This is a genomic window from Bradyrhizobium semiaridum (assembly GCF_020329505.1).
Taxonomy (GTDB): domain Bacteria; phylum Pseudomonadota; class Alphaproteobacteria; order Rhizobiales; family Xanthobacteraceae; genus Bradyrhizobium; species Bradyrhizobium semiaridum.
In genome coordinates this window covers 100,792-115,151 of sequence record NZ_JAGKJJ010000023.1, presented here as the reverse complement: position 1 = coordinate 115,151, position 14,360 = coordinate 100,792, and the positions used below count along the sequence as shown (strand labels likewise).

The window sequence follows — 14,360 nt, the reverse complement described above, 5'->3', positions numbered from 1 at the left end:
TTCGGGATGCGGGAGTGGCGCAATGGGTGGTTTGGTGATCAGCGGCGGCCGGGTGGTGGATCCGGCCAGCGGAATGGATGCGGTCGGCGACGTCGCGGTCGTCGACGGCAAGATTGCCGCTGTCGGCACCGGGCTCGGCGGCGCCGAGCGGCAGATCGACGCGACCGGGCTCGTGGTGGCACCCGGCTTCATCGACCTGCATGCCCACGGCCAGACCATCCCGGCCGACCGCATGCAGGCCTTCGACGGCGTCACGACGACGCTCGACCTCGAGGCCGGCGTGCTGCCTGTTGCCTCCTGGTACAAGCGGCAGGCCGAGAAGGGCCGCGTGCTGAACTACGGCGCCGCCGCCAACTGGGCGTTCGCGCGGATCGGCGCCATGACCGGCTCCAATGCGGAGAGCTCGCTGGAATCGTTCGGCGCCGCGATGCGCGACCGGCGCTGGATCGAGAATGTCGCGACCGAGAGCGAGGTCGGCGGCATCCTCGAGCGTCTCGCCAATGGTCTGAACGAGGGCGGCATCGGCATCGGCATTCTCAACGCCTATGCGCCGGGCGCCGGCGTGCAGGAGCTGACCGCGGTGTGTCAGCTCGCGGCCACGCATGCGGTGCCGACCTTCACCCACGTCGCCTACATGTCGCGGATCGATCCTGAAAGCGCGGCCGAGGCCTATATCCGCCTGATCGGCTATGCCGGCGCCACCGGCGCGCACATGCACATCTGCCACTTCAACTCGTCGAGCAAGACCGACATCGAACGCTGCGTGGCGCTGATCGCGAAGGCGCAGGCGCAGGGCCTGCCGATCACGGTGGAGGCGTACCCGTACGGCACTGGCTCGACCGTGCTGGCGGCGACCTTCTTCAGCGATCCCAAATTCGAGGAGCGCAATGGCCTCGGCTACGACTCCGTGCAGCGCGTCACCGACGGGCACCGCTTCGGCAGCCGCGAGGAACTGCTGGCGGCGCAGGCCGAGGATCCGTCCGCATTGGTGCTGTGGCATGTGCTCGACATCGAGAACAACGCGCATCACCGCGACCTGCTCGACATGGCGGTGCTGTATCCCGGCGGCGCGATCGCCTCGGACGCGATGCCGTGGACGCTGTCGAACGGCAAGCCGTACAGCGGCGATGCCTGGCCGCTGCCTGACGATGCCACCTCGCATCCGCGCTCGGCGGGCTGCTTCACCCGCTTCATCCGCGAGTGGGTGCGCGAGCGCAGAAAAATCCCGCTGCTCGAGGGCATCCGCAAATGCGCGCTGATCCCGGCGGAGATTCTCTCGGCCAGCACGCCGGCGATGCGCAGCAAGGGCCGGTTGCAGGCCGGGGCCGATGCGGATGTCGTGGTGTTCGACTATGAGACCTTGAGCGACCGCGCGACGTTCTCGGCGATGAACCGCCCTGCGGAGGGCGTGCGGCATCTCGTCGTCAGCGGCCAGCCGCTGATCTCGGACGGTATCCTGGATGTGGCGGCGCGGCCTGGCCGGCCGGTGCGCCGGCCCGTCGTGGCAGGCTGATGATGCAAGTTCAAGTCCTGCCGGTCCCGATCCTGCTGGTCGCGGGGTTCCTCGGGGCGGGCAAGACCACGGTCGTCAACCATCTGCTGGCGCATGCCGAGGGCAAGCGGATCGCTGCCGTGGTCAACGACTTCGGTGCGATCAATATCGATGCCGAGCTGATCGCGGGCGCCAGCGACGGCGTGGTCAGCCTCAGCAATGGCTGCATCTGCTGCACGCTGGAGGGTGACCTGATCCGCACTCTCGCGGGGTTGCTGCGGCGTGATCCGCGGCCCGAGTTCATCGTGATCGAGACCAGCGGCATCGCCGATCCCGCCGACATCGTGCGCAACCTGATGGACCCGGTGATCTGGAAGGAGGCGCCGCTGGACACCGTGCTGTGCGTGGTGGATGCTACGCAGCCGGCGGCCGCGCTCAACGACGCGCTGCTGCGCTCCCAGCTTCGCGCGGCCGACATCGTGGCGCTGAGCAAGGTCGATCTCGCCGATGCGGCCGCGCGCTCAGCGATCCGTGATGCGATCCGCGCGCAGCGTCCGGCGGCCGTGATCGTCGATGCCGTGCAGGGCGAGGTGCCCACGGCGCTGCTGTTCCCGATCGACCCGGATCGAATGCCCGTGCCGCGCGAGGTCGAGCCGCGCCGGCCTGCGGCCGAGCGGTTCGAGACATTGAGCTGGACGTCGGACCGGCGCGTGCATTTGCCGCGCTTGCAGCAGGCGATCGTCCGGCTGGCGCCAAAACTCGCGCGCGCAAAAGGCTTGTTCGAGACGGTGGAGCAACCCGGGCGGCTCACCGTGTTTCAACTCGCCGGCGGCCGCGCGACGCTGGCCGCAGGCGGCACGCCCGCGCCGGATGTGCCGCGAACGCGAATCGTCTTCATCGCCGAGATGGGCGCGCTGTCGCGCGGTGAGATCGATGCGCTGATGGAGGGATGCGTTGAAGCTGAGTAGGTGCGCGTCCCGTCACCCTGAGCGAATGTGAATGTATTCAGCGTCGTCCTGGCGAAAGCCAGGACCCATTACCCAATCGCTTGTTGTCGTGCGACGCTGGAGCCGCTATCCCGCTCTCAATCGAATTCGGTGGTATGGGTCCTGGCTTTCGCCAGGACGACGATGTGGGCAGGCCGCTCGCTACAATTGTCACACCCTTATCCTGAGGTGCGAGTGCAGCGAGCCTCGATGGGGCGCCGGCCGGGCCGTGCATCCTTCGAGACGCCACCTGCTCCTCAGATGACGGGTTCGTTTGCTCAACTTGCTCGGTGTCATCGCCCGGCCTTCACCGTGTCGCCGCCGCCGCGCCGTCGTGCAAACGGCGTCACGTCGAATTGACAGTGCATCACGCGGCCCATATCGTCCCGCTCGACGGTTCTCCTTCGGGAGATCAAAAGGGAATGCGGTGCGGGAGCGATCCCAAGGCCGCAGCTGTCCCCGCAACTGTAAGCGGCGAGCCTCTCGTCAATTTGCCACTGGACCGTCCGGTCCGGGAAGGCGGCGACAGGCGACGATCCGCGAGCCAGGAGACCTGCCGTCAGTCGTGGTCACACGCGAGCACATCGGGCGGGGCGTCCTGGTGGGGATCGGCGCATTGTCTCTGGGGCGATGCGGTGTCCGCGTTCGCGGTGACGTGCCACGTTAGCCGCGAGTCCTTTCATGTCCCCGTCTTCTCCCGTCGCGCGCCGGATGCGCCTCGGCTTCGTCTGCTCCCTGTCCTCGCTGTTGTTGCCGGCCGAAGCGTTCGCGCAGAGCGCACCGCCAACCCGGCTCGATCCGGTCGAGGTCTCGCCGTCCTCGGCCTCCAGGCCGAAGCGCCCCGAGCGCAGCAGCAGCGCAGGCGCCGCGCCGCGGCTCCGTCCGCGACCGGCGATAGCCGCGGCCGCCGGTGGCGCGGCGCAAGCGGGAGCATCGTCCGCAGCCGCATCTGCGACCCTCAACGCCACCAAGCCGGAGAGCACCGGCAGCCGCCTCGACCTGACGCCGCTGCAGACACCGGCGAGCGTCGAGGTCATCACCGCGCAAACCATCGAGCAACGCGGCCAGCACAATGTGACCGACGCCGTCACCCAGAATGCGGCCGGTTTCATCGCAACTCCGGCGCCCGGCAATGGCGGGCTGTCGCTCAGCACCCGTGGCTTTGCCGGCAGCAATTCGGTCATGACGCTTTATGACGGCACCCGCTTCTACATCGGCTCCGGGACCCTGACCTTTCCCTACGATACCTGGTCGGCGCAACGCATCGAGGTGCTGCGCGGTCCGGCCTCGGTGCTGTATGGCGAAGGCGCGATCGGCGGCGTCATCAACGTGCTCCCGAAGAAGCCGCTCGATACGCCCTACAACCAAGCCGCTGTCACGCTCGACAGCAACATGACGAAGCGGCTCGCAGTCGACAGCACCGGCCCGATCAATCCCAATGTGTCCTACCGCATCAACGCCACCGGCAACATGTCGGACGGTTTCGTCGATCGCGACAAGACCTCGAACGCAGCGGTCTCCGCCGCGGTGCGGGTGCAGGCCTCCGACAATCTCGCCTTCACGCTGTGCGAGGACTATGGCGACCGCAGCCCGTCGCGCTATTTCGGCACGCCGCTGGTCAATGGTGTGATCCAGGACGCGCTGCGCTTCAAGAACTACAACGCATCTGATAGCGCGATCCGCTATCGCGACAGCTGGACCCAGTTCAAGACCGAGTGGGATGTCGCCGACGGCATCAAGATCAACAACACGCTGTATTACCTGACCAGCGAGCGGCACTGGCGCGACATCGAGAACTACGCCGTCAATCCGAAGACGCAGCTGATCGATCGCTCCAGCTATATCGAGATCTTCCACGACCAGAAGCAGTCCGGCAACCGGATGGACGCGACGTTCAGCGGTCACATCTTCGGCCTTGCCAACCAGTTCGTTGCCGGCTTCGACGTCAATCACATCGAGTTCTTCCACACCAACAACTCACCCTATGGCGGCGCGTCGTCGGTGAACCCCTACGTGTTCGATCCCGGATCGTTCTTCGCCACGACGACCGCGACGGCGCCGGGCTTCGGTTCGATCGTCAATCAATACGCGCTGTTTGCAGAGGACCGGCTGAAGCTGACCGATCAATTGTCGCTCGTGACCGGCGTCAGGTACGATCGCCCCGAGATCGATCGCACCGACTACAAGACCCCGGCGAACAGTTTTGAGACCACGCTGTCGGGCACCAGCTGGCGTACCGGCCTCGTCTACGAGCCGATCAGCAATCTCGCGCTCTACGGCCAGTATGCGGTCGGCGTCGACCCGGTCGGCAACCTGATCTCGCTGTCGGCCGCGCAGAAGAGCTTTCGGCTCTCTACCGGCAAGCAGACCGAGATCGGGATCAAGCAATCGTTCCTCGGCGGCCGCGGCGAGTGGACGCTGGCGGCCTATGAGATCGTCAAGAACAACCTGCTCATCGCCGACCCCGGCAATCCCGGACAATCGTTGCAGGTCGGCCAGCAGTCCTCCCGCGGCGTCGAAGGGACGATCGGGCTGGCATTGGATGACGGCTGGCGTATCGACGCCAATCTGGCGGTGTTGCGCGCCAGATACGACAACAACAGCCAGCTGGTCGGCGGCAAGATCGTGAGCTACGCCGGCAACGTCCCGGTCAACGTGCCGCAGCAGGTCGCGAACGTCTGGCTGACCTGGAATTTCGCGCCGAACTGGTCGGCCTATGGCGGCGTGCAGATGGTCGGCGCGTTGTATTCCGACCTCGCCAACGCCCAGCTGCGGCCGGGCTACAACGTGGTCAATGGCGGCATCAGGTGGAAGCCGGATGACCGCACCACGGTCGCGCTCCGCCTCTACAACCTGTTCGACAAGGTCTATGCCGTGACCGCGAACGGAACGGGGCAGTGGCTGCTGGGCATGCCGCGCACAGCGGAGCTCTCCGTCAGCGTGAAGTTCTGATCATGCGGCGCGCATGGATCCGGCGGGGACGACGGTGGCTCTATGTGATCCACCGCTGGATCGGCATCGCGACGTGCCTCCGGCCTCGTCATGATGTATGTGGCGTGGTCTGGCTGCTGTCGCTGGTCGGCACCATTGTCTCGATCCGCGGCATCATGATCGGCTGGCGAAGGTTGCGGCCGAGGCGAGCGCCGGCAACGAGGCGCTACGGATCCAGCTCCGTATCCCAGTAGAGATAATCGAGCCAGCTCTCGTGCAGATAGTTCGGCGGGAACAGGCGGCCGTTGCGATGCAATTGGTGCACGGTCGGTGCGTAGGGCGTCTGCTTCGGAAACATCTTGGCCTGCTGCGGCGTCAGATTGCCCTTGCGCAGGTTGCACGGCGAGCAGGCGGCGACGACGTTCTCCCAGGTGGTCTGGCCACCCTTGCTGCGCGGGATGATGTGATCGAAGGTGAGGTCGTCCGCGGACAGGCAGTACTGGCAACAGAAGCGGTCGCGCAGGAAGACGTTGAACCGGGTGAAGGCGGGGTGGGTGGTCGGCTTGACGAAGGATTTGAGGGATACGACGCTGGGCAGCTGAATCTCGAAAGACGGACTTCGTACCGCCCTGTCGTAATATTCGACGATGTTGACACGATCGAGGAACACCGCCTTGATCGCGTCCTGCCAGGACCAGAGCGACAGCGGGTAATAGCTCAGCGGCCGGAAGTCCGCATTCAGCACCAGAACCGGCCAGCCGCCTTGTGAGACATGTGCGTTCAAATAACGCTCCTGACTCCCATTAGCTGCGAAGCAGCATGCACTCACATACTACAGGCAGCGTGACGGGATTGTGAAGAGCTATGAGCGGCTTATCCGCGGCGCGCTTGCCATGTTCCTGCCCGGATTGCCACCCGCCGGCGAGGCCCGTAAAGGGAGCCGCAGAGGCCCCTGATCGGCCACTGACGGACCTGCCGATGACCACCACGTCCAGCTTTCTCGAGGCGCCGCGCCGCTTGCGTGCATTCGTGCGCGCGCACGAGACGAGCCTCGTGGTGCTGGCCGTGCTGATCGGTGCCATCGGCGGCCTCGTGGTCGCGACCATGAGCGCCCTGGTGACGGTGCTGCATGCGGTGCTGTTCAATTTGCCGTTAGGCGACCGGCTGTCGAGCCAGCCGAGCATCGATCCGCTGCGCGCGCTGCTGGTTCCATCGGTCGGCGGGTTGCTGCTCGGCGTCGCGTTCCTGCTGCTGCTGCGGATCCGGCCGGCCCGCGAGATCGATCCGATCGAGGCCAACGCGCTCTATGGTGGTCGGATGTCGTTCCGCGGCAGCGTCATCGTGGCGTTGCAGACGGTCTGGTCGAGCGGCGTCGGCGGCTCGGTCGGGCTCGAGGCCGGCTACACCCAATTGTCGAGCGGGCTCGCCGCCTCGCTCGGCCGCGGCTTTCACCTCAGACGGAACGACCAGCGAATCATGGTCGGCTGCGGCGCCGCCTCGGCGATCGCCGGCGCTTTCAGCGCGCCGCTGGCGGGCGCGTTCTATGCGTTCGAACTGGTGATCGGCGGCTACACGCCGGCGAGCCTGACCCCGGTCGGCGTCGCCGCGGTCACCGGCTATTTCGTCGCCCACGCATTCGAGCTGCTGCCGCTCGGCGTCGGGGTCGGCATGGTCGGCGACGTGCTCGGGCGCGACCTTGCGATCGCCGCGCTGCTCGGCATGGCCGCGGCGCTGACCGGCATTGCGATCATGCGCGGCGTCACGCTGTGCGAATCGCTTCTGGCCAAGAGCGGGCTGTGGCCGCCGCTGCGGCCGGCGCTCGGCGGGCTTGCGGTCGGCGCGATGGCGCTGCTGACGCCGCAGGTGATGTCCTCGGGCCACGGCGCGCTGCGTTTCGCCGGCATCGTGGCGATGCCGCTCGCCTTCATCGCCGGCGTGTTCGTGCTGAAGGCGATCGCCTCGATCGTCTCGCTCGGCTCGGGTTTCCGCGGCGGCCTGTTCTTCGCGACGCTGTTCATGGGCGCGCTCGGCGGCCGGCTGTTCGCCGCCGGCGTCGACATCGCCTGGCCGGGGCTGAACCTCGATCCCAACGCCTATGCGGTGATCGGGATGAGCGCGCTGTCGGCCTCGGTGATCGGCGGTCCGCTGACGATGTCGTTCATCGCGCTGGAATCCACCGGCAATCTCTGGCTCACCACGGCGGTGCTGGTCGCGGTCATCATCTCGACGACGATCACGCGCGAGCTGTTCGGCTATTCGTTCGCGACCTGGCGGCTGCATCTGCGCGGCGAGACGATCCGCAGCGCCGCCGACATCGGCTGGATCCGCGATCTCACCGTCGGCAAGATGATGCGCCAGGACCTGACGACGGTGGACGCGTCGATCCCGATCGAGGCGTTCCGCAAGAAATTCCCGCCCGGCTCGAAGACGCAGGTGGTCGCGGTCGACGGCGAGGGACGCTATGCCGGGCTCGCGCTGGTCGCCGAGGCGCACGCGCCCGACATCGAGATGGAGAAGGGCCTGGCCGGCATCCTGCACCATGCCGACGTGGTGCTGCATCCCGGCATGAACGTGCAGGAAGCGATCGCGGTGTTCGACGCGGCCGAAGCGGAATCGCTCGCCGTGATCGAGGGCGACGGCGACCGCCGGCCGATCGGCCTGCTCACCGAGGCACATGCGATGCGGCGCTACGCGGAAGAATCCGAGCAGCGCCGCCGCGAGGTGATCGGCGAGATTTGATGTATCTCTCCATGCGTCGTCCCGGCGAAGGCCGGGACCCATAACCACCGATGGTCATGGTTACGCGGCGCTGGAGCCACAGCGTTCTTCAGTAACTCGATCCTGTGGTTATTAGGTCCCGGCCTTCGCCGGGACGACCCGTGGAGAGAGCTACGCCGTCACCCGCTCCAGCTTCTGCAGGCACCGCGTCGCGCGCACCGCGGCCGGCATCTCGGTGTCGGGAAAACTCGTCTTCCAGTCGGTGACGCCGACCTCGCCGACATAGATGTCGCCCTTCGAATCCAGCGCGAGGCCGTGCGGCGCCAGGAATTTGCCGGCCTCGATGCCCGGACCACGCTCGCCGCCGAGGCGGGCGATGCGGTTGCCCCTGGTGTCGACGATCGACAGCCGCGGGCCGAGATTGGGCACCTTGCGGTTGATGGCCATGCCGGGGCCGAGCTCGCCGACGATGAAGGTCGGCTGCTTGCCGCCGCAACGACACAGCGCGCACGGGCGGTGCAGATTGTTCCACTGCGTCTCGTATTTGCCGTTGCCGTCGAACACCTGCACGCGGTGATTCTCGCGGTCGGCGACATAGACATACCCGTCGGCGTCGGTCGCGATGTTGTGCACGATGTTGAACTGGCCGGGATCGGTGCCGGGCTCGCCCCAGCTTCTGATCAGCTTCCCATCCGGCGTGTATTTGTGGACGCAGGCGTTGCCGTAGCCGTCGGAGACGTAGATCTCGCCCTGCGGCGACAGCGCGGTGTGGGTGCAGCGGTGGAACGGCTCGCCGCTCATGAACGGCGCCGGCTTGTGCGGGATGCCGATCGTCAGCAGCACCTTGCCCTCGGTCGAGCATTTGCGCACGGTGTGGTCGCCGTCGTCGGTGCAGTAGAGATTGTCGTCGGCGTCGATATGCAGGCCATGGGCGCGCGAGAACAGGCCTTCGCCCCAGCTGCGGAGGAAATTTCCGTCGCGGTCGAGCACCACCATCGGATGTTCGCCGCGGTTGAAGACGTAGATGCGGTCACGGCTGTCGACCGCGACCGAGGCGACGTCGGTCAGGCTCCAGCCGTCGGGCAGCTTTGCCCAGTTCTCGACGACGCGGTAGCGATGTTCGCCGGTGCCCAGGATGGTTGGCATGCGTTCTCTCCCCTTTCGTCACTCCGGGATGCGCGCAGTGCAGGCCCGGAATCCATTTTTCAGCAGAGTTGTGGCGGGATGGATTCCGGGCTCGCGCTGCGCGCGCCCCGGAATGACGGTGGTGCTATCTGAGCGCCGCCACCGGCCCGACATCGCGCGGCAGCAGCCCCTCCTCGATCGCCTTGATCTGCAGCGCGAGGAAGCGCGAGTTGATGCGGCATTGCGCGAGGCTGCCGGCGATGAACCAGAGGCCCGGCTGCGGCGTGCGGGTGTACATGTTGCGGAGCTCCTGGCCGTCGCCAAAGCCCCAGATCGGGCCGACGCGATCAGCCATCGCGGCGCCGAACAGCTTCTTCACCAGCTCTTCCTGCGGCCGATATCCGGTCGCGAGGACGATCAGATCGGCCGCGACCGTCTCGCCGTTCTTCAGCCGCGCGCCCTCGGGCACGAAAGTCTCGATATCGGCAAACTGCCTCAGCTTCACAGCACCGCTGGCGACAAGGTCGGAGCAGCCGACATTGAAGTAATAGCCGCCGCCGCGGGTCAGGTACTTGAACTGCCAGCCGGTGTTGCCGTCGCCGAAATCGAGCTTGAAGCCAACCCGGGTAAGGCTATCGAGCAACGGCTTGTCGAGCTCCTTCGATTTCTCGGTGATCAGCACATGGCTGCGCCGCGCGAGCGCGAGCGGCATCGAGGTCGCGATCAGATCGTTGTCCTCGAGCGTGCCCTCGTTGTAGGCGGCGTAGGCAAGCTGCGCCGACGGCTCGATATTGGTGACGAGGGTCGAGGAGCGCTGCACCAGCGTGACCTCGGCGCCGGAGGAATGCAGGTCCTGCGCGATGTCGTGGCCGCTGTTGCCGGTGCCGATCACCAGCGCGCGCTTGCCGGCCCAGTCCTCGCCATCCTCGTAGCCGCTGGAATGCAGCACCTTGCCGGAAAAATTCTTCAGCGAGGGAATGTCGGGCCGGTTCGGGATACCGCTGACGCCGGTAGCCATCACTATATGGCGGGGCTGCATCTTGCGCGTGGTGCCGTCGGCGCGGCGCAGCTCCACAGTCCAGCGCCCCTGCGCCTCGTCATAGCTGCCGCCGAGAAACTCCGTGCCGGTCCAGAAGTTCAGCTCCATGGCATCGACATAGGCCTCGAACCAGTTCGCCAGCTTGTCCTTCGGGATGTAGGTCGGCCAGTTCGGCGGGAACGGCATGTAGGGCAGGTGATTGACCTGCACCTGGTTGTGCAGGGTCAGCGCATGATAGCGCTTGCGCCAATTGTCGCCGACGCGCGCCTCGCGGTCGACGATCAGGGTGTCGATGTTGAGCTGTTGCAGCCGCGCAGCGATCGCGAGCCCGGCCTGTCCGCCGCCGACCACCAGCACATCGGGATCGCGATCGGCATAGGCGGCGGAGGTCTTGCGCTGGTCGAGCCAGTTGGGTCCGCGAAAATCGCGCGAATAGGCCTGCCCGCGCGGCCGCCGGTCGCCCTGCTGCTCTTCGAACCCTTTCAGTTCCTCGAGCGCGGTGAGCAGCGTCCAGGCCTTCAGCCTGCCGTCATCGGCGGCATCGCCGATCAGCCGCACGATGCCGTGGCCGCGGCCGACCGCGGTCTCGAACTTGAAGATCGCCTCGATCGCCTCGGTGCCGGCGCGCATCACCTTGCGCGGCGGCGCGCGGTCGGCAGCAATGCGGAAACCAGTCGGCTGGCTGCGCCGCGCATGCGCGGGCAGCTCTTCCAGGATCGCGAAGGCGCGGCCAACGGTCTGGATGTTCCAGCTCAGCGCCAGCACGTCGCGCCAGTAGCTGTCGGGGTGGAACAGCGGCCGCAACAATACGTCGTCGGGGCTTGCCAGCGCGTCCTCGAACTGCACCAGCCAATCGTCGGCGGCGACCGAAATATCGTCCGTCTTGTCGAGCATCGCGCGTTCCCGTCACCTTGGCGGCGTTTCCCTGCCGGGAAGCCTATACCGATCGGCGGGAGCGCAGAAAGGCCGTGACGGGATGCCGCCTATTCGGCCAGCGACAGGATCAGGCCTTGATCCGGCGGCACGCGGCCCTCCAGGGTCTTGAGATAGGCCTCTCGCACCGCCGCAGGCCCGCGCCGCTCGACGACCTTGATCCAATCAGGCAGATGCGGCGCGAGCTCGGCCCATGCGGCGCCGAAACGCTGGTCGACGCCGCCCGGTCCCCACTCCCTGGCGCGCTTGCGGATCTGGTCGGGGGCGAAGAACCACACCGGCCTGGCGCCTGGCAGCGCCGGCTCGTCCGGCTCGCTGGCGCGATGGGTCAGCCCGACGCGACCGGAATAGACCATCTGCGCGCCGAAATGCCGGTGCAGCGTCTCGCGCAGCGCGCTGTTGCCGGCCATATCGACATAGGCGACGGGTTCCGCCTGCGGCATCGCGGTGACCTGATCATAGGTGACGACCTCGTCGTAGCAGCCGAGCGAGGTCACGAAATCGACATTGCCCTTGGAGGTCAGCCCGATCACGCGAAGACCCTTCCGCTTGTGCAGCAGATGGGCGAGGCCGAATGCGGTCTTGCTGGAGGCCGAGGACAACACGACGCGCCGGGCACCGTAGAATTCGTTCTCGGCGAGGAAGTCATCGACCAGGAACGACAGCATGAACAGCGGCAGCAGCAGCGCACGATAGTCGCCATTCCGGCCGGCATAGGTCGGGTCGCCGGAGACGCGGCTGTAGGCATTGTAGACCGGCGACACCTGCTGGCGGTGCGCGGCCGCATCGCGCAGGCCGCGCTTGCTGACATCGGCGGCCTCGATCACCAGATGCGACGCCATCGGGAAATAGCCGAACAGCGTTTCGCCGACGGCGACGTTGGGATGCTTCGAGGCGATCACCTCGCCAAGGCCCCACACCGGGATGATGCCGTAACCTTCGGGCGCCGGAAACAGCTGCCAGTATTTCAGCTGCTCGCCGATCACGGCGTAAGTGATGTTGTTGGCGGTCAGCGCAAACCGCGTGACCTTCACCAGCAGCGCGTCGGCCGGCAGCGCCGCGGCGTCGGGCAGTTCGGTCTCGATCACCTTGCATTGCTGCAGGTCGTTGCGGACCACGATGAAATCGGTCGCGTTCATTTTGCTGACTCCGGCTTCTTGCGCACGTGATCCTTGCCTTGTCCGTGGGCGGATCCGCAACAGCAACAAAGTTTGAAACGTTGTTCGGTGTCCTGTTTTCGCGCGGCTGCGCTCGCGCTCCTTGAGCCCGGACCGCAGCGCGGCACTGGCACTTCTCGCGGATGCTGCAAATTGTCGCGCTCAAGTGTCGTTCATTTCATAACAACCACAGCTTGTCGTGTGGCATTCATGCGTGTAGGTTAGTCATATTTCAACTACGAGTTTTTTGGCCGTTTCGGAGGTTCAATTATGACCTCATTCGCTCGTGTGCAGGAAATCCTGGATAAGATTGTCGCGGACTGGTCGCTCGAGCACGAGCGGCCTCCCAATCTGCGCCGGCACGGATTGTCGTTCGGCTGGCGCACCAAGGACGAACTGCTGCAGAGCAGCGCGTTCGGCAAGCCGCTGATCGCCCCCGACGTGATCAGCAACAAGGCGGGCGACACTGCAAACCTGGTCGTCGCGCTGCGGACCGGCGTGTCGCCGTTTCCCAAAATGCCGCTGGGGGGCCCGTTCGCGGACGACCCCGAAATTCTAGAGATCGTGGATTGGATCAATAGCGGAACTCCGGATTAGGAGATCGACATGCCATGGACCCGGGGCCTCGTCGTGGGGCTGATGCTTGCCGCCGCGCCCGCAGTCTTGATGGACCGCGCAGCGGCGCAAACCAGGGAGCCGGGAGGGACTCCCGAGGCCGCCGTGCAGGCCTTGTCGAATCCGCATGAATTCGCCTGGCAGCTCTTTCTCTACCTGAATCGGCAGGCCCGCGCCGGGGTCGCCGGCGAGGTCGACGAGACAAAGCGTTCGATCGCAGAATTCGATCCGGACCGTTCGGTGGTTTGGGAGACCTGGGGACTGGCCAGCGGGCTGGACATCGACTTCAGCGCCGATCCCCCGGCCATCACCGCCAACAAGAGCGAGGTCTTCAAGAACCCGGCTACCGAGCCGGTGCCGTGGGAAGCGCTGGACCGCGGCGCGGGTGTCGCCAAGACGCTCTCGGCTCCGTTCAAGTCCTCGCCGCTGGTCGCATCTGGCATCAACCGGCTCGTGCCGCGCAAGCAGTTCGGACCTCTGATCGCGCCTCCGGGGACCAATCCGAGGTCGGATGAAACACGGATGAACCGGTCGACCTATGAGACCGTTCGCTCCAAGGGACTTTACAGCGTCGAGGGCCTCGAAGCGGCGGCGGCGAAGGCCAAGGCCGACAACGCGCGGGCGCTGGTCAATTTCGAGCCGGCGGCGAAGGAAGTGAAGGCGCGCTGGATCCGGTTGCGCCAATGCGACGCCAATCCCGACTGCGCGGAGAAGGCGAGGTATCATTGGCGCTCGGTGCAGACCGCGGCCGGCGCTACCCAGATCTACGGATTGATAACGCTGCACATCATCACCAAGGATCTGCCGAACTGGTTCTGGGCCGATTTCGGTCACATCGATTGCGAGAAGCCGGAAGGCGAATGCGCGCATCCGGCCGTGGAGGGCAGGCCGGCCATGACGCCCTTGGTCGATCCGACGACCAAGGCCACCGGCGGCCAGCGGCCGGAGACGAAGAACACCAATTGGGCAAACTATCGGCTCCGCGGCGTCCAGATCGACTTCGTCACCAGCACGGGCACGCCGACGATCCTCTCGAATCCGGTGATCGAGGCAACCTTCCAGAACTCGTCATGCATCACGTGCCATTCGAATGCGACCGTCGGCATCCGCAGCCTGGCCAGCAATGCTGCTGTGAGCCTGCCGTTCTTCGCCGGCCGGAAATCGGTTCTCAACGCCAAATTCATTGCGGAGGAAGTTGGCAGGCCGGATTGCCAGCGCTTCGTCAACAAGGCGGAGGAAACCTTCACGGTGCCGTGCCCAGGCATCTTCGACGACCAGTCCAAGACGATCTACTTCCAGACCGACTTTCTATGGTCGTTGCCGTTCCGTGCGTTCAGCGCGACCGATCAGTGACTGCCCAGGGA

10 protein-coding genes and 1 riboswitch are annotated in these 14,360 nt (G+C 66.0%); of the genes, 6 read left to right on the top strand and 4 right to left on the bottom strand.

The window, feature by feature from the left end:
• The first annotated feature begins 22 nt into the window (after nucleotides 1–22).
• The 3 genes from J6500_RS23840 to J6500_RS23830 all read left to right on the top strand — a co-directional run bounded on the left by J6500_RS23840 (nucleotide 23) and on the right by J6500_RS23830 (nucleotide 5,430).
• On the top strand, nucleotides 23–1,513 hold the full coding sequence (locus J6500_RS23840; protein ID WP_225715134.1) for an amidohydrolase family protein: 1,491 nt from the start codon (nucleotides 23–25) through the stop codon (nucleotides 1,511–1,513).
• 17 nt (nucleotides 1,514–1,530) lie between these two features.
• Nucleotides 1,531–2,460 carry a CobW family GTP-binding protein gene (locus tag J6500_RS23835; RefSeq protein WP_225715197.1) on the top strand — a complete coding sequence of 310 codons (930 nt, stop codon included), beginning with the start codon at nucleotides 1,531–1,533 and terminating at the stop codon, nucleotides 2,458–2,460.
• Between the two features lie 395 nt (nucleotides 2,461–2,855).
• Nucleotides 2,856–3,053, top strand: a riboswitch (cobalamin riboswitch).
• A 106-nt stretch (nucleotides 3,054–3,159) separates the two neighbouring features.
• Complete coding sequence (locus tag J6500_RS23830; protein ID WP_225715133.1) at nucleotides 3,160–5,430, top strand: TonB-dependent receptor; 2,271 nt, start codon at nucleotides 3,160–3,162, stop codon at nucleotides 5,428–5,430.
• Between the two features lie 205 nt (nucleotides 5,431–5,635).
• Here the strand turns inward: J6500_RS23830 and J6500_RS23825 are convergent, their stop codons facing one another.
• Nucleotides 5,636–6,193 carry an HNH endonuclease gene (locus J6500_RS23825; RefSeq protein WP_225715132.1) on the bottom strand — a complete coding sequence of 186 codons (558 nt, stop codon included), beginning with the start codon at nucleotides 6,191–6,193 and terminating at the stop codon, nucleotides 5,636–5,638.
• A 194-nt stretch (nucleotides 6,194–6,387) separates the two neighbouring features.
• Here J6500_RS23825 and J6500_RS23820 point away from each other — a divergent pair, with 194 nt between their 5' ends.
• Nucleotides 6,388–8,148: a chloride channel protein gene (locus J6500_RS23820; protein ID WP_225715131.1), complete on the top strand. Its 1,761-nt coding sequence runs from the start codon at nucleotides 6,388–6,390 to the stop codon at nucleotides 8,146–8,148.
• A 150-nt stretch (nucleotides 8,149–8,298) separates the two neighbouring features.
• Here J6500_RS23820 and J6500_RS23815 read toward each other — a convergent pair whose 3' ends face one another.
• The 3 genes from J6500_RS23815 to J6500_RS23805 form a co-directional block, all read right to left on the bottom strand.
• A complete protein-coding gene (locus tag J6500_RS23815; RefSeq protein ID WP_225715130.1) occupies nucleotides 8,299–9,273 on the bottom strand; it encodes a peptidyl-alpha-hydroxyglycine alpha-amidating lyase family protein in 975 nt (324 codons plus the stop codon).
• Nucleotides 9,274–9,397: 124 nt separating this feature from the next.
• On the bottom strand, nucleotides 9,398–11,185 hold the full coding sequence (locus J6500_RS23810) for a flavin-containing monooxygenase (protein WP_225715129.1): 1,788 nt from the start codon (nucleotides 11,183–11,185) through the stop codon (nucleotides 9,398–9,400).
• An 89-nt stretch (nucleotides 11,186–11,274) separates the two neighbouring features.
• A complete protein-coding gene (locus J6500_RS23805) occupies nucleotides 11,275–12,363 on the bottom strand; it encodes a DUF2855 family protein (protein WP_225715128.1) in 1,089 nt (362 codons plus the stop codon).
• Nucleotides 12,364–12,651: 288 nt separating this feature from the next.
• On the opposite strand from J6500_RS23805, the gene J6500_RS23800 reads away from it, so the two are divergent.
• Nucleotides 12,652–12,978 carry a hypothetical protein gene (locus J6500_RS23800; protein ID WP_225715127.1) on the top strand — a complete coding sequence of 109 codons (327 nt, stop codon included), beginning with the start codon at nucleotides 12,652–12,654 and terminating at the stop codon, nucleotides 12,976–12,978.
• 9 nt (nucleotides 12,979–12,987) lie between these two features.
• Nucleotides 12,988–14,349 carry a hypothetical protein gene (locus J6500_RS23795; RefSeq protein WP_225715126.1) on the top strand — a complete coding sequence of 454 codons (1,362 nt, stop codon included), beginning with the start codon at nucleotides 12,988–12,990 and terminating at the stop codon, nucleotides 14,347–14,349.
• Nucleotides 14,350–14,360 lie beyond the last annotated feature (11 nt).

What these genes read in the sequence shown, in the direction of transcription:
- J6500_RS23820 (WP_225715131.1), top strand. Translation starts at nt 6,388, where the DNA reads ATGACCACCACGTCCAGCTTTCTCGAGGCGCCGCGCCGCTTGCGTGCA.
- J6500_RS23810 (WP_225715129.1), bottom strand. Translation starts at nt 11,185, where the DNA reads ATGCTCGACAAGACGGACGATATTTCGGTCGCCGCCGACGATTGGCTG.
- J6500_RS23800 (WP_225715127.1), top strand. Translation starts at nt 12,652, where the DNA reads ATGACCTCATTCGCTCGTGTGCAGGAAATCCTGGATAAGATTGTCGCG.
- J6500_RS23840 (WP_225715134.1), top strand. Translation starts at nt 23, where the DNA reads ATGGGTGGTTTGGTGATCAGCGGCGGCCGGGTGGTGGATCCGGCCAGC.
- J6500_RS23830 (WP_225715133.1), top strand. Translation starts at nt 3,160, where the DNA reads ATGTCCCCGTCTTCTCCCGTCGCGCGCCGGATGCGCCTCGGCTTCGTC.
- J6500_RS23795 (WP_225715126.1), top strand. Translation starts at nt 12,988, where the DNA reads ATGCCATGGACCCGGGGCCTCGTCGTGGGGCTGATGCTTGCCGCCGCG.
- J6500_RS23805 (WP_225715128.1), bottom strand. Translation starts at nt 12,363, where the DNA reads ATGAACGCGACCGATTTCATCGTGGTCCGCAACGACCTGCAGCAATGC.
- J6500_RS23815 (WP_225715130.1), bottom strand. Translation starts at nt 9,273, where the DNA reads ATGCCAACCATCCTGGGCACCGGCGAACATCGCTACCGCGTCGTCGAG.